General features: G+C 67.1%; 22 protein-coding genes. 9 read left to right on the top strand and 13 right to left on the bottom strand.

Translation table 11 applies throughout. From position 1 onward, the window contains the following. Positions 1–7: 7 nt before the first annotated feature. From AQJ84_RS17860 to AQJ84_RS17820, 9 genes are all read right to left on the bottom strand, one after another. Positions 8–241, bottom strand: a complete 234-nt coding sequence (locus AQJ84_RS17860) for an excisionase family DNA-binding protein (protein ID WP_030043842.1) — start codon at positions 239–241, stop codon at positions 8–10. Then, positions 234–1,538, bottom strand: a complete 1,305-nt coding sequence (locus tag AQJ84_RS17855) for a replication initiator (RefSeq protein WP_030043843.1) — start codon at positions 1,536–1,538, stop codon at positions 234–236. The genes AQJ84_RS17860 and AQJ84_RS17855 overlap by 8 nt, the downstream gene beginning before the upstream one ends. A gap of 157 nt (positions 1,539–1,695) precedes the next feature. After that, positions 1,696–1,944, bottom strand: coding sequence for a hypothetical protein (locus tag AQJ84_RS17850; RefSeq protein ID WP_030043844.1), 249 nt, complete (start codon positions 1,942–1,944; stop codon positions 1,696–1,698). Between the two features lie 24 nt (positions 1,945–1,968). After that, positions 1,969–2,163: a hypothetical protein gene (locus AQJ84_RS17845; protein ID WP_030043845.1), complete on the bottom strand. Its 195-nt coding sequence runs from the start codon at positions 2,161–2,163 to the stop codon at positions 1,969–1,971. A 15-nt stretch (positions 2,164–2,178) separates the two neighbouring features. Then, the gene (locus AQJ84_RS17840; protein WP_030043846.1) at positions 2,179–2,370 is read right to left on the bottom strand and encodes a mobile element transfer protein; all 192 of its coding nucleotides are present in this window, start codon (positions 2,368–2,370) and stop codon (positions 2,179–2,181) included. Positions 2,371–2,382: 12 nt separating this feature from the next. Next, entirely contained in the window at positions 2,383–2,997 is a 615-nt protein-coding gene (locus AQJ84_RS17835; protein WP_030043847.1) for a DUF2637 domain-containing protein, read from the bottom strand. 85 nt (positions 2,998–3,082) lie between these two features. Next, positions 3,083–4,459: an FtsK/SpoIIIE domain-containing protein gene (locus AQJ84_RS17830; RefSeq protein ID WP_030043848.1), complete on the bottom strand. Its 1,377-nt coding sequence runs from the start codon at positions 4,457–4,459 to the stop codon at positions 3,083–3,085. Next, a complete protein-coding gene (locus tag AQJ84_RS17825) occupies positions 4,459–4,815 on the bottom strand; it encodes an SCO3933 family regulatory protein (RefSeq protein WP_030043849.1) in 357 nt (118 codons plus the stop codon). The genes AQJ84_RS17830 and AQJ84_RS17825 overlap by 1 nt, the downstream gene beginning before the upstream one ends. Before the next feature lie 165 nt (positions 4,816–4,980). Then, positions 4,981–5,766: a GntR family transcriptional regulator gene (locus AQJ84_RS17820; RefSeq protein ID WP_030043850.1), complete on the bottom strand. Its 786-nt coding sequence runs from the start codon at positions 5,764–5,766 to the stop codon at positions 4,981–4,983. A gap of 107 nt (positions 5,767–5,873) precedes the next feature. On the opposite strand from AQJ84_RS17820, the gene AQJ84_RS17815 reads away from it, so the two are divergent. The 8 genes from AQJ84_RS17815 (at position 5,874) to AQJ84_RS17785 (ending at position 12,128) form a co-directional block, all read left to right on the top strand. Further along, positions 5,874–6,281 carry an NUDIX hydrolase gene (locus AQJ84_RS17815; protein ID WP_030043851.1) on the top strand — a complete coding sequence of 136 codons (408 nt, stop codon included), beginning with the start codon at positions 5,874–5,876 and terminating at the stop codon, positions 6,279–6,281. Positions 6,282–6,327: 46 nt separating this feature from the next. After that, complete coding sequence (locus AQJ84_RS17810) at positions 6,328–6,756, top strand: ATP-binding protein (RefSeq protein ID WP_030043852.1); 429 nt, start codon at positions 6,328–6,330, stop codon at positions 6,754–6,756. Positions 6,757–6,830: 74 nt separating this feature from the next. Beyond that, positions 6,831–7,097, top strand: coding sequence for a hypothetical protein (locus tag AQJ84_RS17805; RefSeq protein WP_225877403.1), 267 nt, complete (start codon positions 6,831–6,833; stop codon positions 7,095–7,097). Next, positions 7,094–7,471, top strand: coding sequence for a hypothetical protein (locus tag AQJ84_RS17800; RefSeq protein ID WP_030043854.1), 378 nt, complete (start codon positions 7,094–7,096; stop codon positions 7,469–7,471). Before AQJ84_RS17805 ends, AQJ84_RS17800 begins: the two co-directional genes overlap by 4 nt. A 359-nt stretch (positions 7,472–7,830) precedes the next feature. Next, positions 7,831–8,775, top strand: a complete 945-nt coding sequence (locus tag AQJ84_RS43090) for an AbiTii domain-containing protein (protein WP_128092357.1) — start codon at positions 7,831–7,833, stop codon at positions 8,773–8,775. Positions 8,776–9,672: 897 nt separating this feature from the next. After that, the gene (locus AQJ84_RS17795) at positions 9,673–10,554 is read left to right on the top strand and encodes a hypothetical protein (RefSeq protein ID WP_128092358.1); all 882 of its coding nucleotides are present in this window, start codon (positions 9,673–9,675) and stop codon (positions 10,552–10,554) included. A gap of 339 nt (positions 10,555–10,893) precedes the next feature. Next, positions 10,894–11,391, top strand: a complete 498-nt coding sequence (locus tag AQJ84_RS17790) for a hypothetical protein (protein ID WP_051870183.1) — start codon at positions 10,894–10,896, stop codon at positions 11,389–11,391. A 188-nt stretch (positions 11,392–11,579) separates the two neighbouring features. Further along, positions 11,580–12,128: an SMI1/KNR4 family protein gene (locus AQJ84_RS17785; RefSeq protein WP_051870184.1), complete on the top strand. Its 549-nt coding sequence runs from the start codon at positions 11,580–11,582 to the stop codon at positions 12,126–12,128. A gap of 474 nt (positions 12,129–12,602) precedes the next feature. On the opposite strand, the gene AQJ84_RS17780 is transcribed toward AQJ84_RS17785, so the two are convergent. From AQJ84_RS17780 to AQJ84_RS43085, 3 genes are all read right to left on the bottom strand, one after another. Then, positions 12,603–13,172 carry a hypothetical protein gene (locus tag AQJ84_RS17780; RefSeq protein WP_063753177.1) on the bottom strand — a complete coding sequence of 190 codons (570 nt, stop codon included), beginning with the start codon at positions 13,170–13,172 and terminating at the stop codon, positions 12,603–12,605. A gap of 154 nt (positions 13,173–13,326) precedes the next feature. Then, positions 13,327–14,088 (bottom strand): hypothetical protein, encoded by a 762-nt coding sequence (locus AQJ84_RS17775; protein WP_030043860.1) that lies wholly within the window; start codon positions 14,086–14,088, stop codon positions 13,327–13,329. Between the two features lie 647 nt (positions 14,089–14,735). Beyond that, positions 14,736–14,903 (bottom strand): hypothetical protein, encoded by a 168-nt coding sequence (locus tag AQJ84_RS43085; protein ID WP_157875007.1) that lies wholly within the window; start codon positions 14,901–14,903, stop codon positions 14,736–14,738. A gap of 356 nt (positions 14,904–15,259) precedes the next feature. Between AQJ84_RS43085 and AQJ84_RS17765 the strand changes: the two genes are divergently transcribed. Then, on the top strand, positions 15,260–16,231 hold the full coding sequence (locus tag AQJ84_RS17765; protein WP_030043862.1) for an SCO2400 family protein: 972 nt from the start codon (positions 15,260–15,262) through the stop codon (positions 16,229–16,231). Between the two features lie 41 nt (positions 16,232–16,272). On the opposite strand, the gene AQJ84_RS17760 is transcribed toward AQJ84_RS17765, so the two are convergent. Beyond that, positions 16,273–16,563: a zinc-ribbon domain-containing protein gene (locus AQJ84_RS17760; RefSeq protein ID WP_053192588.1), complete on the bottom strand. Its 291-nt coding sequence runs from the start codon at positions 16,561–16,563 to the stop codon at positions 16,273–16,275.

Here is a 16,563-nt window from a genome sequence, read left to right as displayed (position 1 = left end):
GACCTCCTCAGGCCGCTTGGGCGGGTCGGTGGCGCAGCTTGGCCACGTACGCGGGGATGGCATCGGCGGGAACCCTGCGCAGCCGCCCGACCGTCACCGACTCGATCTCTCCGGCCCGCACGAGCCGGAAGCATGTCGTACGGCCGATACGGAGCCGCCGGGCCGCCTCCTCGACGGTCAAAAGGGCCAAGGAGGGGTCGAAGGGATGCAGCTCAGTGGCGGTCGCCTGAGCCTCAGGCATGGGTCGGTTCTCCTTCCGTTCCGGGGGCGGGGGCGATGGTTTCGGCGAGCCAGGTTTCTGCGTCGGTGAGGCCGGTTCCTGCGTAGACCCAGTGGGAGATGACGAGGGTCGTGTCTAGCGCCTCCGAAATTTCGGAAGTGGTCGCTTGGGCGCGGCGCCATTCGGCGCGGGCGTTGCGGAGGACGCCGAGGGTGGTGGAGTAGCGGCGGGACTTGGTGGAGAAGTGGCCGCGGAAGCCGAGCATGTGGGCCCAGGCGCGCAGGCGGAGGTGTTCGAGATCCTTGCGTGCGCCGAGGGTCCAGGCCGTTCGGATCATGCGGCGGGCGTGGTCGCTGATGTCGAGCTGGGCGAGTTCGGCGAGGAACTTGAGCGGGCGGTCGAGAGCTCCCGTGGCCGTCTCGGCGCCTTTGGTGGCGTACTTGGCGATGTAGGCGGCGACGGCCCGTTCGGTGAGTTCCTGGCCGCCGTCGAAGTCGGCGCTGCGGATGGTGCGTACGTCGAGTTGGCGGCCGAGGGTGAAGACGTGTGGGCGGCCGGCGATGACCGGTCCGTCTATGCGGACGTGGGCGGCGGCGGTGCGAATGGCGTCGGAGAGCAGCTCAGCCGTGGCCCAGGCCGGAGGCGGGGTGTCGCCGCCCTCGGGGCCGTCGATGCGGATGACGGCGTGGAAGTGGACGGCGCCGCGCTTCTGGTACTCGGCGACCTTGGCGAAGGACACCCGGGCGTACTGGCGGAAGGCACGCTGAGTGAGCCCGGCCCGCTTGGCGACCTCGCGGCGCAGGTAGGTCGAGAAGCGGCGCCAGAGCGGTCCGGCATGGGCGTTCCAGAGAACGGCAGCGTCGTAGTCGTACGTGTCCGGGTCGAGCGGGGTGCCGAGTGTGTCGTCGTCCTGGTCGTGGCGGGTGCCGCAGCGGCAGCGGCAGCGGCGGACTGAACCGGCCGGGCCGGTGGGGCGGTTGTGGACGGGTCCGAAGCTGGGTGCGGTGAAGGTGGCGAAGACGCGGGGGTGGGCGGCGACGCGTTCCGGGGTGCCCTTGCCGCCGCGCAGGCCGGAGGTGATCAGGTGGAAGGTGTCGCGACGGTAGACCTCGGAGCAGGCCGCGCAGCGGGTCGTACGGCGGTTGTTGCAGCGCACGAGGAGGTGGCCGGCAGGGAGGTCGGAGGAGTCGAGGCGGTGGAGGACGTTGCCTATCTCTCCGGTGCGGGTGTCGACGTCGTACTCGGTGCGGTGGCCGTCGAGGCGGATGGGGTTGGTGCAGCCTCCGAGGCCGGAGAGCTGGCGGAGGATACCGGGCAGAGTGCCGTGAGAGGCGAGGTTGGCGAGTTCCGGGAGTGGGGCCGGGGTGGTGCGGGTCAGGATGGCTCTCTCCTTCTGACTGGCTCGGTCAGGAGTGACGGACTCCCGGGGCGGCGGATGCTTGGTCGTGTCGAGCCGCCCCGGGAGCCGGGTGCGTTTAGCGCCGGTGGTGGTCGCGGAGCATGGAGCGCAGGACTACGGCGGCGACGGCTACGGAGATGGCCGTGACAGCGACGGCGGCCAGGAGGGCGGTCAGTACGACGCCGCCGACGATCACGGTCGCTATCGCGCCGGTGCTGATGGAGACCTGAGGGAACGGCGTGCGCTGTGCCGGGGCCGGGTCTGCCGGGGCGTGGGTGTGCGCGGGCGGCGGGGTGGGGCTGTCGGGGTACTGGGGCAGGAACACGGGAGTCTCTCCTTATCTACTCGTCTAGTTGTGTGAGCCGTTTATGACGTCCACGCCGGAGCGCGTGCCGGACTCGATGGCCGGGGCCATGAAGGTGTGCGAGAGCCAGAAGCCGAAGAGGGCGACCAGGACGACGATCCACGTGCGGACGCCGAGGAACTTGACTGCTCCCCAGGCGAAGAAGCCGAGGACCAGGACGAGCGGCAGGCTGACGGTCACGGTGTGCGGGTCCTTTCAGCGGACGGGGCAGCGGTGGGTTCGGGCGGCGAGTTCGGCGGCGGCGCGGCTGTCGTAGTCGGAGGAGAAGCCGCAGCGCGGGGCGGTGCAGGCGGCGGTGTGCTTCTCGCGGCCGCGACCGTCGTAGGACGTGCCGACCTGGACGGGGCCGATGCGGGTGACGTTGCGGAAGCGGCGGTTGGCGGTCATGCGGGTCTCCTTTCAGAGGTGGGCGGCGATGGCGTCCGCCATGGGTGCGGGGACACCGAGCCGGGCGCGCAGGGTGGGGGTGTCGATGGGTGTGCCGGTGCGGGTGTGGTGTTCGGCGGCGACCTTGCGGGCGTGTTCGACGAGCGCGGTCGGGACCGATGCAGGCGGGGTCGGGAGCGGGCTCACGTCCTGCTCAGTAGGAGGCTCGGGCGCGGGATCATCGGCGTCCTCCTCCTGGTCCGCCGGTGGTTCCTCGGCGAGGGCGGGTGCCGAGTGCGCCAGTAGCGTGCCGCCGAGGAAGGCAACCGCAGGCCAGCCCGCGACGAGGATGCGCAGCCAGGCCGGCACTGTGTTCAGGTCGAGGAGTCCGGCGGTGGCGACGTTCGCGCCGAGGGAGGCGGCGAGTGCGATGACGAACCAGCACCACCCGGAGGCTTTCGCGTCGCCGGTCCGCAGTCGGCGCCAGGCGGCGACGAGCAGCAGGTCGACCGAGATCGGGTAGGCCCACGCTTTCCACCCGTCCTGTCCGGCCGCCGAGGCGACATCGTGCAGGTGGGCGAAGGACAGGGCGGCGGCGATGACGGCCTGGACGAGCACCGCATCGATACGGGCCAGTTGGGCGCGCATGCTGCGGCTCCTTCCGGATTCAGGCATGGGAGGGGTGGGGACGTGGCGCGAGGCGGTCACGCCGACCGGAGGAAGGGACGGCGGCTCAGTCGGTCACGGGGCGCGGGTGGACGACCGGCGCCGGGGAGTCGACCGGCTGTAGGGGCGCGTCGGGCCGGAAGGGCTTGAGCGCGGGCAGGTTCGGCGTCAGGCTGGCCGATTCCTGGCAGATCCCAGCCGCGTCGCCGAGAGAGAGGTAGGGCGTGCGGAGGCGGGACCAGCCGCCCGAGGTGTCACCGGCGACGGCCAGGCCGGGCCGTTCGGGCGCGATGGCGCAGGCGGCGGCGACCGCTTCGGGGGCGATGTCGCCAAGTGCCATCTTGGCGGAGGCTTCGTCGTTGACGCGGTGGCAGACGCGGCCGGCGAGCTGGGCACGGAGCATGGTGGCGCCCTTGCCGAGTTCGGCGCCGAAGCGCTGTCCGCAGACCTCCAGATAGATGCCGGCCGCGCGGCCGAGCTGGGCGAGGCGGATGAGCTGGGTGACCATCTCGTCCCGGCGCTCTTCCTCCTTCTTCGTGGCGACGAGGAAGAGTTCGGCCACCTCGTCGACGAACAGCACAACGGGCACGGGGCGTTCGTCCTCGGGCAGGCCCCAGATGTCGGAGGTGATCTCCTCGTCCGGAGTGGTCGGCGCGATGCCCTGCCGGGCCTTGATCAGGTCGTAGCGGTCCTCCATTTCCTTGATGAGTACGGGCAGCAGTTCGGCAGCCTGATCGGGGTCGGTGGCCAGCGCCGACAGTCGTGGAGCGAAGGGCGCCAGCTCCACGCCGCGTTTGCAGTCGATGCCGACCAGGGCGACGGACTGTCGGGCGAGTCCGGCCACGAGATGCCGCAGGTACATGGACTTGCCGGACAGCGTCGCGCCGAGGGTGAGACCGTGCGGAACGGTCCGGTAGTCGCGTACGAAGGGAGTGGCGTCCTCCCGCAGCGCCACCGGGACCTTGAGGAACCCGTCCGCAGCCCTGCGCGGCATCCGGACCTTGCGCAGCACGTCGAAGCCGACGAGCCGCAGTTCCACCACGCCCGGCTTGATGGTGGTGACGTAGACGGCGTGAACTCCCCAGGCGTGCCGCAGCCGTTCCGCGGAGGCGGCGACGTCAGCGGGTTCCTGTCCCGGGGCGAGCCGCAGACGAAGCCGCAGTCCGGTCGACGTAGGGCGGATGATCCCGCGCCGAGGTGCCACGGGCCGGACGTCACGCCGGGTGGTGGCCTTGACCGCCAGGACTCGCAGCCGGGATGGAGCGACGGTCAGGCCGCAGGCTTCCATGACCGAGCTGTACGAGCTGAGCAGCCGGGCCGTGGATATCGGCAGGCCGACCGTGGACCAGTAGACCCCGGGGTAGTTGGCCCGGGTGTAGGCAGCCCCGCCGCCGAGCGCGGCGACAGGACCACCCACCTCCAGAAGCGTTGCCAGGTCGGTCATCAGGCCGAGGCCCCCATGGTGGCCGGGAAGGCGGCCGGAGTGACGGCGGCGGCCCGGAAGGCGATGCCGTGCCGCTGCTGACCGTTGAACACGCTTTCCCACGGCCGGGCAACCAGCCCCGGCACCGAGACCGGGGCGCCGAGCGCGAGCCCCTCAGACACGCCGCTCTCCGGAACGGTCACATTGATCAGGGACGACTCCCCCTCCTCGATGTAGACGACGCCGATCGTCATCAGCGCCTCGCCGCTGACGGCGTCCTTGGCGATCTCGCCGGTCTGTCGGTCGCGGACCTTGGGCTCAGGCGCCTCGGTCAGCAGGATCGTTGCGGCCGAGGTCTCCACACGGATGGTGCGCAAGATTTCTTCCCATCTACTCGTCTATACAAGATGCAGTCTTCGAACCCGACCTCCGGGAACGACGACCACCCTGCCACACAACTTGCCCACTCGTCTATACGAGTATGCCTGTTGGGGTGTACGAGTTCGGGAAAGCGGCCCCGCGCACCACCACCGGTCAGGCCCTCACGTGGCCGGGAGCTGATACGACAGGACGTAGGCGTCCGCAGCCATGACCGTGTCGCAGACCTCCACGGCCCGCCCTTCTGTGTCGTACGCGGTCCGGATCAGGTGGATCACGGGCACGCCGGAGGCCAGTCGGAGCGTCTTCACCTCGGTCGGCGAGGGCATCCGGGCCCGGATCTCTTCCTCGAAGTGGTCGAGTTGATGGCCCAGCTCTTCGAGGCGGCCATAGATGCCGCCGGGGCCGGGGTTGGGTTCGGCGATCTGCGTGCCGCGGGCAATGTCGAGCGGAAGGTAGGAGGTTGCGAACTCGACCGGCCGGCCGTCAAGCAGGTACCGGCGTCGGCGGGCGAGGACGCGCCGCACGGAGCCGAGGCGAGTGGAGATGTCCTGGCTGGCCTTCTCTTCCTTGACCTCCAGGCTGTCGACCTGGGGGTGGCTGCCGGCGGCGTCGGCCTCGACAATGAAGGCGGATTTTCCTTGCTCGCGGTGGCGCCGGGCGAAGCGGTCGGAGGCTAGCCGTCGGACAGGTGGCCGTGGTCGCACGAAGACGCCCTTGCCGTGTTCGGCGTGCACCAGGCCCTCGCCCTGCAGGACGGAGAAGGAGTTTCGAACCGTCATACGGGAAACCCCGTAATGCTCGACTAGCTCCGCCTCGGAGGGCAGCTTTTCGCCCTCCTTGAATCGCCCACGGTCGATGGCCTCGCGCAACTGGTCAGCGATCTGCCGGAAGACCGCACGATCACTCGTGGGGTCGAGATCGCCGAGGAGGCTCGGAAGAGACGTCACGTGTACTCCTTTAGGTATCTAGACGAGTGGGCGAGTGTTGTTGCTACGGTGGAGAGCCTAGCCATCCGAGAGGGTCGAGGAACGTGAGCACTGACCGTCCGCACTCCGTGAGCGTTGCCGGAGTCATCGTCGACGACCAGGACCGCGCCCTTTTGATCAAGCGCCGCGACAACGGCAAGTGGGAACCCCCGGGCGGAGTCCTCGAACGTGAGGAAACCATCCCCGAGGCCCTCCAGCGCGAAGTCCTCGAGGAAACCGGCATCAAGATCGCAGTTCCCGCGACCCTCACCGGCATCTACAAGAACATGACGGGTCTGATCGTCTCCCTGGTCTTCCGGTGTGAAGCCGCCGACGGAACGCCCACCACCGGGGACGAGACCCGCGCACTGCGCTGGGCCACCCGTGAAGAAGTCACCGAACTCGCCGACGAGGCGTATGCGATCCGCGTCTTTGACGCTTTGGACGCGGCGTCCCCGCCGGCCATCCGCGCCCACGACGGCGTGAAACTCGTCTAGCCCGAACCCGCTGCACATGGCGGCCTACCAGCACGAAGGAACTTGTATGCACGAGTATACGAGCACTGCTCGGGTCTGGGGGCTCACTTGCCCAGGTTTCCCAGAAGAGGTCAGCCGGGCCCGCCGCTGGACGAGAGACATCCTGCGCGGCTCCCCGCTGGCCGAGGACGCCGAACTGATCGTGAGCGAGCTCAGCGCGAACGCCATCCTCCACACCGCCAGCGGCCTCACCTCCGGCAGCTTCCACCTGGCGCTTGCCGTCTCTGCGCAGGTCATCGCCCTGTCGGTCACGGACGCCGGTAGCACCGGCACGGTCCCGAAGATCGCGCACCAGGACCAAGAGGCGGAGCACGGCCGGGGCCTGGGCATGGTCAGCGCGATCGCGCACCGGGTCGTGGTCCATGACAGCGACGGCGGCCACACGGTCACGGCGGAGCTCTACAGGGATGTCCTCCCAGGAGGTCACCCGTGCTGACGCCGACGAGCGGGGAGCTCTTAGCTGCCGAAGAGCGCGGCAGTGTCTTCCGATGCTGGGCAGCCGCTTACCCTATGCACGAAACGAACACGATCCCGCTCGGGTCCCACGGTGCGGCCAGCCCCCGCCTGGCACTGCGCTGGCTACGCGAGCGAACGCGCCACGTCACGGACCAACTCGACACCGCATACGCCCAGCCGGGCCGCTACTGGCTGACGGACGAGGCGGAGCACGAACGAGTCCTCGCCTACCTGACCACGGGCACGGCCTACCAACTCACGCTCTACGCCGAGAACACCCGCTACGTACTGGTGGCCGGACCGTCGGGAGCCAGCGCATGAACGAACTCCCCCGCGGCTACTGGTGCGAGTGCTGGACCCAGAACCTCAGCAAGGACCAACAGCCGACACTGCACGCGTCCTTCGACGCCTACTCGGCCGCCCAGGCAGACCGGTGGATCGCCATCGCCCTGCGCACCATCAGCCCAGCCCTCGACACCTCGGCCTCAGAACAAGCATGGGAGTGGCTGTACGAAGGCCGCATCGACACCAGGCGAGCTCTACTCCGTGCGGAACCCTGCTCAGTCACCGTGGACCAGGCCGACACACGCATCACATGGACGGTCCGCCCAGTCCTCTTCCTACCGCTCGCACATCGACAGGGCAGCGAACTTCCAGCTTGCGCATACGACTTCAAGCCCCAGCAGACAGACTGAGTTACAACTTTCTCTACTGGTTCAAGGCGGCTCGCTCCGCTCGCCGCGCGCGGCCCGGCCCCCGGCCGGGCCTGCGCTCCTGTCTCCGCCCCGCTCCAGCCCGGCCGGCGCCCGTGCCGCGCACACAGCAATCAGCGAGGCCGGAGAAGGGGGTATGTCGTGGCCGGGGCGGTCGGCTCCACGACTTTACGGAGCCACTTTGGCGCGAGCCCAAAGCCGCTCCACCGACCTCGCGCTTCCAACCATCGCCGCGCTCCCTTGATGCCCACCAAAATCCAACTTCCCAGGACAAGTCACTCAGGGTGTAGCTACCATTCGGCGAGATCGACGGCACCAGGGGATTACAGCGGGAGACGCGAGTGGCGCTATTGCAAGACCTGATTAGAGATGCGGCTGGCGAGGAAGTGTCTACCGCAAGCCTTCTTCGACAGGCTCGAATTGTTGCAACACGTCTACGCATTTCGGAAGCACTGAACTGGATCGATAGAGAACTGACAGGATACCCCGACGAGGACGTACCAGCCTATCGCGGGCCATTTCCTGTGCACACACTTGGAGACTTTGCAGGACCCTTCGGCTCAGGAATGACCAATGCTCCTGTCGCCGTCTCTATGCTACCCGAAAGATTTAATCCCTCTCGACTTGGCAAGACCAGCATAAATTCTAGCATTTCCGAGATCGAAGATCTCCTCAAAGGTAATCTTCGAAATGGACTTGGTGTTCCTTGGACCGCAGACATGGTGGCCCAATTCAACTTCCATCATACTCGTGGCGACTTCACCATGTACGAAGGAATGGGCGCTACGCGCATTTGGCGTCAACTTTCACCGTCGCTCTTGCGTGCCATTCTCGATGCAGTTCGCACACGAATCCTCGACTTCGCACTTCAACTTGAGGCAGAAAACCCGGAGGCTGGGGAGAAAGCAGGGGAGTCTCTCGTGACACCTGAAAAAGGGAACGAGATTTTTCATACCGTGATTAATGGCCCTGGAGCAAACGTAGCGCTAAATTCAAACAACTTCACTCAGAATTCTTACGCTGGTCCCCCAACGACAGAAGGTGAGCTGGTTGACCGATTGAGGCAGGCTGGCGTCAACGAAGAGCTGCTGACATCGCTGACCGTGGCAATCTCCGAGGACCGCGCCGAGGCGGGGGGAGAACTGGCAGAGCCTGGTCCTCGTGTGCAGGGGTGGCTGGGCAGGGTTCTGGCCCTAGGGGCGCGATCGTCTGAGGCGGTCGGCACCGGAGTCGCAGGCGGAGTAGTCACGCAACTGGTTCTTAGCTACTTCGGCCTGGGAGGGTAGCTATAGAGCATCCGATTGATGTGAGGGTCGCCGATGTTGCGCCCAAGCTGAGGGCTCAGGCTCCGTCCCAACGGGCCGGCCGTTGGAGCTTGCGCTGGTCGACGTCATTGGCAGCGTGGCTGAGGCCGGTGGGGGTGCAGCGAGGCATACGCGTGCGTGGTCGGTCGACGCACCCGCCGTCGTGGCTGACTGGCGTCGGCTGGGGTTCGTGCCACTACCGTGCCAGATCCAGGGGGCAGTCACGGTCAACATGGGTGTCTCACAGTCGAGTTCGCGGCTGCCCGACTAGGCACCGAAGCCCCAGGTCAGCCGCCCGACCTCCCAGCCTCTCTCCTAAAGCGGTGCTCAGTCGGTCGTGGGCCTGTCTGTGGACTCGTACCGCCTGATGTGCCACGCGCGGGGCGGTAACCTGCTGCGTTGGCCAGGACCCAAGGGGCCCCAAAGCTGTCTGCACAGTATCGAACTGCCGGGGCCGGTCAGAAGCTAGAAGCAAGCACTGACCATGGTGGATGCCGACAGGAAGAGCCGGGAGTCAGTCTCACTTGGCTCCCGCTCTTTCTCGCTGCACCTCACGGTTCGTGTGGGAGGAGCGTATGAGCCACACGCGAACGGTGGCCTCCTACGTCGCGCACCGGAGAAGGGACGCCACCCATATTCGGAGGCATTCACAGCCCTGGGGTTGTCAGAATGGCCGCCATGGCACGACGGCAAACCCCTACATACGCCTGGCCCGGTCACCTAGTTCGACGTCAGACGGGACAGCGCCTCGTCTACCTGGACCTCAACCACTGGATCAGCCTGGCCAAGGCCGCTACGGGACACCGAACCGGGGGGCCCTATCAGCCAGCGCTCACTGCGGTGCGAGATGCTGCCAGTTCCGGGCTGTATCTCTTCCCCTTGTCTCTGACTCACTACATGGAAATGGCGGGGATCCAGGATCCACGCCAGCGAGCCGACATCGCCGATGTGATGGAAGAGGTCTCCGGCTTCACCACCTTGCTCTCACGGACGCACATAATGCGGCTGGAGGTCGAGGCAGCACTAGACCGCGCACTCGACACCGATTCACCGCATCTTGCAGATATCGAACTGCTGGGACACGGCATCGGTCATGCCATGGGTACGCGGGGCGGCTTGTCCATCCGTTCAGCCTCCGGTGATGTCACCGACGAGGCTCGCGCCGCCTGGCCAGATGGGCCAGCCGCCTTTGATCTGATGCTCGCGAATGCCCGTGAGCAGCTTGAGCGCTCCATGCTGCGGGGCCCCACTGACGCCGAGGTGCCAGACCTTAAGGCAAACGGGTGGGACCCGACAGCCGCTAAGAGAAGCGCGGAAAATCGAGCGGAATCGGAGCGGCAGCTAGCTGAACGCCTCGACAATGATCCGCAATATTGGAACCGCCTGCGCGACGTAGTACAGGCCCGGTACATGTCTCTCGAAGTCATCGACATGCTCACCCAGGCACTTCTTGACCGAGGCAGAACGCTTGCCGAAGTAGTCACGGGCAGAGAGTCAATCAGGGCCTTCACGGACTGCATGCCAAGCGCCGACATCCATGCGACCCTCACGGAAGCGGCACATCGTAACCGCGAGAAGGCATGGGAGCCGAACGACATCTTCGATATTGATGCACTAAGCATCGCGGTGCCGTACTGCGACATCGTCGTAACCGAACGCTACGCATCCCATGTCCTGCACGCTTCCCACCTGCCGCGATGGATGAAAACCGAAGTAGTACCCAGGCTCAAGGACCTAACAGAGTGGCTGAATCGTCAGTGAATGCGCGGCTACCCGACCGCACACTCATGCAAACGGTTCCCTGTCTGACCTACAGCCTATTCGATCTTGAACAGGCAAGACGTAGCAGCCTGTCGTAAGTGATCGGAAGTTGCCCGCCCTGTTGTGCCGCCGGGCTGACATTTCCGTGCACCACAACCGCACCAGATCGAGCGGGGAACAGCGGGGAATCACGGGCAAGGCAGCCGAGCCCGACGAGGACACAGATCGGCCGTTCGCCAAGGTCAGGGCCGAAGCAAGCTTCAAATGATCGCAGCTTCCCAAGCTGAGGACTCGGTCGCATGGCGCCTGAGTCCATAGAGTCACCCGGAGGAGGGGGAGATGTCGTCTCTAGCGATCACATGGACGTTGGGCAGTGACGGCTGGGCGAGCGTCAAGGTTGCTGATGATCAGGGTGAGGCAGAGGCCATCGCTTCTTACATAACTGACGCGCCCGAGGAGTTCCTTTACGCCGTTGTCCGGCTCTTGCTCGGTGACGAGGACACTCGCGCCGAGTTGGAGGGAGAGCCACAGGTGTACAGGTGGTTCTTCCACAGAGACGGATCTGTGGTCGATGCCCGCCTGGTCCTGGCTGACGACGCCCAAGCTCCCGACAGCGCAGGGGTAGTTCTCTGGTCAGGCCGCCACACCGTCACGGCACTTGCACGGTCCGCCGTCCGTGCCTTCGACCGGATCGACCACGAGCAGGGCGAAGAAGACTACGAGTCTCAATGGGGCCGGCCGTTTCCCCGAACCGAACTCGAAGCTCTGCGAACCGCCATGCGGTCGCACCAGAGAGCCACAGCGGCCAACGACACCGCTTTCGAGGCGGGCCGATGAGCGGGAGCCTGGGCCGTCCCTGGGCCGTCCGAAGCCGCTCACCAGTGACCAAGGACGACCAACGACGACCACCAGGCGCACGAGACCACAGCCCCTGACCAGCAAAGCCCCAGCTCACCAAGATCCCGGCAAGACCCAGGGCAAGAAGACAGGTCTTGGCTCGCCCATGGCAAGACTCCGCCGGCTGCGTGGACATCGACAAGGCGTGCGGCGTCCCTGAGGATTTCCATGTGACTGATGATGAACTCGTTCTGGCCGTCCGCAAGCTTCTGGTCGGCCGGGAACTGCCCGGTCCGGCATCCGCTGAGAACGTCGCCGCCTTCGAGCGGGTGGTCGGGTATCCGATGCCCAAGCTGTTGAGACGGATGTATCTCGAAGTCGCCAACGGTGGCTTCGGGCCCTGGGAAGCGGTGTCCCTGACCGACACGGGCGACTGGTTCAGCGACTGCGCGGACATCACGACGGCCTACCGCGACTTCGTCGACCCAGAGCACGGCCTTCCGCCGGGGATCGTCCCCCTCATGGACCGGGGCTGCGCCATGTGGACGCTGATCGACTTCCGCACTGAGGACGGGCAGATCTGGGACTGGGACCCCAACCTCTGCTGCACCCGACACGCTTCTGCACCGCTCGGGCAGTCACTCGCTCAGTGGCTCATCGACTGGATACGGGGTGAGGCACACGAAGGGTCTTATCCAGACCGCGTGGCGGCCACCACGAGTTGTCAGGGGCTGTGATGCTGCGGGGCGGCCCGTCTCAGTTTCCGTCTCATTCAGCGCCGTTCACGGCAGTTCAGGCACGACCGAAGGTAGTGGCCACTCCCGCGACCGGACGGCCATGAACGCAGATGAACGGCCCTGTTCGATGCCCTTGGGCCCACCACCACAGTTGGAAAGCGTGTTGGGGGCAACCCCTCACGAGTTCGAATCTCGTATCCTCCGCCAGTGCCTCACCGGGCACGATGTCGAAGGGCCCCACCGCTTGCGGTGGGGCCCTTCGTCGTTCGTCGTGGTTGCGGTTTTGGTTGCTGACGCAGGCATGGCCTCGCGCAGTTCGTCATCCCGGAGCAGAGCGAGCACATCCGGCGCCGTCTCGTCTCGTTCCGCTCGCTGCGGTCCCGGTTCCAGGCACGAAGCTGGCCACCGATCCTCACCCACACCTCGGCCCTGACCTCGAAGGCTTGTCCTCGTTGAGGCGTACACCGTGATGGTTCACTCCCTCTTCCTGGATTCCTCGACCGGGCGCGACAGTTCCTCGGGCACGCCGATCGGACGTTGGGCGGCTTCGGTGGCCTCGCTCTGAGGCCAGGCGTAGACGCGGACGGGGTCGAGGTGGAGTTCGTTGGGGCCCAGGCAGTCGGCGGCCCAGGTGGCCAAGCGTGAGCCACAGGTGCAGGCCAGGTTGGGTCCGTGCGCGCCGGTGGGCCCGCAGCATCCGGTCCAGTTGTCACCGCAGGTGAAGGGGGTGAGCCGGGGCATGACGTCGTCGGGGTGGAGGACGGCGCTGTTGCGCGGGCCGGCGGAGTCCGTGGCCCCGGACGCGGATCGCAGCAGCTCGCGGCCACTGGCACGTGCAGGCTGGCGGGGTGCGGGGGCGGGGACGAAAGGCGCGCCCCACGGGTCGGGGTCAATGGCGTAATGGCCGCGCGGGACGGTGGAGCGGGCCTGGCCGGTCTTCTCGTCCCTGCCGGCGTCCGGATCGTCGATGTCCGGGACGCTGGGCAGGGCCGGCAGATCTCCGGTGAGCGCGGTCCCGCACTTGGCGCAGTAGAAGACGGTCACACATCGGGTTCTATCGCGGGCCGGGACGGCCCGTCACGCGGGAATCGGCGCATCTCCACCGCCTGCGCGGCCGTCTCGTACGCCCGCATCCCGAAGGAGCCGCTCCGTGCCCTTTCTGTGCCGCGCGTGGCCCGGTCCCCCGGCCGGGCGATCGCTATTGACGATGACGTGGCGACGCCTGCCTTGGCGGCAGAGTCAGTGTGATTTGTCGGACGAGTTGCTGGAAGCAGGCCAGAGAGGCGAGGGCGGGCAGGGCGGCTCCGGCGATTCCGGTGACGGTCCGGTCGGCCTGCGCGACGCACAGCACGATGGCGACGGAGGAAAACAGTAGAACGATGAACCATGAGTGCAGAGCTCGGCGCCGGTGTAAGGCAGTTCGGAGGATGGAGAGAGACGCCACCATCCAGGGGCCGTACACGAGAAGAGGCCACTGATGGATCATCCCGCTCTCCGTACCGGGCGAGATGTTCTGCAGCGGCCCGTATGCCACGATTCCGCCGAACACGCTGACCATCGCCACGATGACGGCCACGAATGCGACGATCACGAAGCTGCCGGTCTGCAACCACTTGAGTCGGAGTTTTCCGGCTCGAACCCTCCGGTGTCCGGTGGAAGAGCGTCGAATGGGCGGTAGCTGAGCGGTGATCTGCGCCAGGTTCTCCATAGGGTCGGAGAAATCAGCGCCGGATGGTGGCTCGCTGCGAGGGGGCGGCACCACGGCCGCCGCCTGGTCCGCCGAAGCGGCCTCCTGGAGGAGGTAGGCGAGTTCCTCGACCGGGTCCCAACCCGTGTCGGGAACCCCTGGGTGAAGGGCGTCGACAGGGCTGCCGCGCCAGTCGGTACCCGACCCGTACGAGGTCGTGTCGGAATTCCATTCACGCCGCGCGAAGGAGGGATCCAGATAGTCGTGATTCATGGATATCCGCCCCCGTCACGCGCGGTCCGCGTGACAGCCGGACATTTTTTGACCGTTCCACCGCTGATTGAGTTCCTGCTGGGCTGCTTCCAGCTCCGTGAGAAACTGGCGGAGCAGGGACTCGGTCACCTGGAGTTCGACCCGGGCGCCGTCCCCGTCCAAGATGCCACGCGGCTCGAGCGCGGAGTGTGCCAGGCCGGGCACGTGAGTGTATTTCCGCACTGTCACATCACGGTTCGCAGGCATTTTATCCTTCCCCGTGTCGCGATGGGGCAAGTCATTGGGCCTTGCTTTCGTCATATACCGCTAACGCCGCCTCCACTCCTCCGGATGCGCGGCGAATGAGTGACGAAAATGCTGAGGAGAGCGTTTCTTCATTAATGTCATCGACGCCACCCCCCGCACGTTATGAGTCGAGCGGTTTGTCTTCTCTAATCTCCTTGAGCCGGAAATAGGATTCGCCGCCGTTATTGATCTTCAATGGGCATGATCCACACCGGAAGCCGGGTTCGAAGGCGGGTTCCCGTCGACCACGGGCAACCCGGGGCGCGGGCCGCCCCCTGCCGGCCGCCGCTCCGCGTCGAAGCGCGACGTCGCCTCCGAGGGCCGGGGCGCCGAGCCTGCGCCGCGGTGAGGGCGACCCGCGCTCAGGACGAAGACCCCGGGTGGGCGGGGGCGTGCCAGTTCAGGGCCTGGGTCGTCTGGTGCAGGGCCTCTTCGGCCACCTCGCGGGCTTCCGTCACGACGTCGCCTAGTTCGCGGACCAAGTCGTCGTAGACGGGGAGCTGGTCGTTCTCGGACGGGCTGGGTGTCATGGGTCTGGTCCTTGTCGATGTCGTACTTCTGTGAGACCTCGGAGGCCGGGAAGCGGAATTCCGCTGCGCTGTCGGCTACGGAGTCGGCGACGGAAATCCTCCGTGCCGTCTATGTCTGCGTCACGCGTCCGTCGCCGCGTTACACATGCCCCGAACATCCATAATCCGGGCACAAGTTCTGCAGATCTCCCGCCGGACCGGCCGTGCGGCACTCGCGAATCCCCGCACGAGCCTCACACAGGCTGCACATGGCCTTTCGAAAGCGTCGTTAGTGTTACTGCGCGCTCGATTCCACGTACGAACGTGACCGGGCCGTGGCCGGACCGGGCGACGGCATCAAGTCAGGAAGACCGTTGATGGACTACTGCTCCTCGTGTCGCCGGCATCTCAACGGCGCCCTGGTGTGCCCGGGCTGTGGTGCCTACGCCCCCGACATCGCCCCTGCCACCTCCGCCGGCCACGTCGTCGCGATCCCGGCCCGCCCGGCCGCCGCGACCACGATCGGATCGGCGGCCACGTCCGGGCCCGCGGCCTGGGACATGTGGCGGGAGGACCCCTTCGGCGCGGGCGAGGTGGGCGAGGTGGGCGAGGCAGCCGCCGAGGCCGGCTTCGAGGAGGGCCCGGAGAGCGACCCGTCCGTTGACGTCGAGGGCGTGCCGAGTGCGCCGCAGGGGCGGGCGGCGCGGCGTCGGCAGCGGGCCCGTTGGAAGAAGAACCAGCGCCGGGCCGTGGTCGCGACCGCCGTCGCGCTCGTCGGTGGCGGACTGACCCTGGCCTCGATGGACCGGCAGTCCGGTGACCGTACGCAGGCGGCCACGGCACCGAAGGACCCGGGTATGGGTGCCGTCGAGGAGCAGACGGCGCTGGAGTCCCGGCCGACGTCGACCCAGCCCGACGTACACCGCTCCTCGGCCACGCCGTCCGCGAAGTCACGCACGGCCGACCAGCGGAGCGGGCGGTACGCCACCGACTCCTTCCGCGACGCGCGGCCGGAATCCGGGTCGGGCGCCGCGGCCGCGCCTCACGCGGAGACGATGTCGGCCTCTCGGCAGCAGTCCACCGCTCAGTCCTCCGGCGGGACGCTGTCCGACAGCACGGGCAACTCAGGCAGCACGGGCGGCTCAGGCACCGCGAACACGACGGCCACGACCCCCGCCCAGACGCCCGCGCCCGCCGCCACCGACGGCACCGGCTCGGACTCGAGCACGGGCACGGGCACGGGCACGGGGACGGGGACCAGCACCGGGACCGGCACGTCGGAGACGAGCACCGACCCTGCCGCGACCTCGCCGTCGCAGCTCTGCCTGCTCGTCATCTGCCTCGGCTGACCGCGCGCGGCCGGAGAGGGCCGCGCGGGTCCCGGTCCGCGTCAGTGCTGGTACGGCTGCTGCTGCGGCTGGCCGTACGGCTGACCGCCGTGGCCGGCCGCGCCCTGGGCCACCAGCTGGTCCGCCTGCTCCTTGGTCACCTTCTGCTCGGCGCCGCAGAAGGTGCACTGCGTCGCGTACTTCGTCGATACCGGGAACAGCGGCACGAAGAACAGCGTGAACTTCGTGACGCGCTTCCTGAGGGTGTGCGCGGCGGGATTTCCGCACTGACCGCACACCAGCGTCAGTATCGCGAGCTGGTAGAGGTACCCCTTGGTGCCGAAGATGATCAT

This window comes from Streptomyces resistomycificus, assembly GCF_001514265.1.
GTDB lineage: Bacteria > Actinomycetota > Actinomycetes > Streptomycetales > Streptomycetaceae > Streptomyces > Streptomyces resistomycificus.
The sequence above is the reverse complement of the archived record's forward strand: the minus strand, read 5'-3'. Positions and strand labels throughout refer to the sequence as shown.

Coding starts and splice junctions, on each gene's coding strand:
- AQJ84_RS17760 (WP_053192588.1), bottom strand. CDS start 16,563: ATGATCATCTTCGGCACCAAGGGGTACCTCTACCAGCTCGCGATACTG.
- AQJ84_RS43085 (WP_157875007.1), bottom strand. CDS start 14,903: ATGACACCCAGCCCGTCCGAGAACGACCAGCTCCCCGTCTACGACGAC.
- AQJ84_RS17790 (WP_051870183.1), top strand. CDS start 10,894: ATGTCGTCTCTAGCGATCACATGGACGTTGGGCAGTGACGGCTGGGCG.
- AQJ84_RS17800 (WP_030043854.1), top strand. CDS start 7,094: ATGAACGAACTCCCCCGCGGCTACTGGTGCGAGTGCTGGACCCAGAAC.
- AQJ84_RS17810 (WP_030043852.1), top strand. CDS start 6,328: ATGCACGAGTATACGAGCACTGCTCGGGTCTGGGGGCTCACTTGCCCA.
- AQJ84_RS17765 (WP_030043862.1), top strand. CDS start 15,260: ATGGACTACTGCTCCTCGTGTCGCCGGCATCTCAACGGCGCCCTGGTG.
- AQJ84_RS17775 (WP_030043860.1), bottom strand. CDS start 14,088: ATGAATCACGACTATCTGGATCCCTCCTTCGCGCGGCGTGAATGGAAT.
- AQJ84_RS17830 (WP_030043848.1), bottom strand. CDS start 4,459: ATGACCGACCTGGCAACGCTTCTGGAGGTGGGTGGTCCTGTCGCCGCG.
- AQJ84_RS17840 (WP_030043846.1), bottom strand. CDS start 2,370: ATGACCGCCAACCGCCGCTTCCGCAACGTCACCCGCATCGGCCCCGTC.
- AQJ84_RS17805 (WP_225877403.1), top strand. CDS start 6,831: ATGCACGAAACGAACACGATCCCGCTCGGGTCCCACGGTGCGGCCAGC.
- AQJ84_RS17860 (WP_030043842.1), bottom strand. CDS start 241: ATGCCTGAGGCTCAGGCGACCGCCACTGAGCTGCATCCCTTCGACCCC.
- AQJ84_RS17835 (WP_030043847.1), bottom strand. CDS start 2,997: ATGCGCGCCCAACTGGCCCGTATCGATGCGGTGCTCGTCCAGGCCGTC.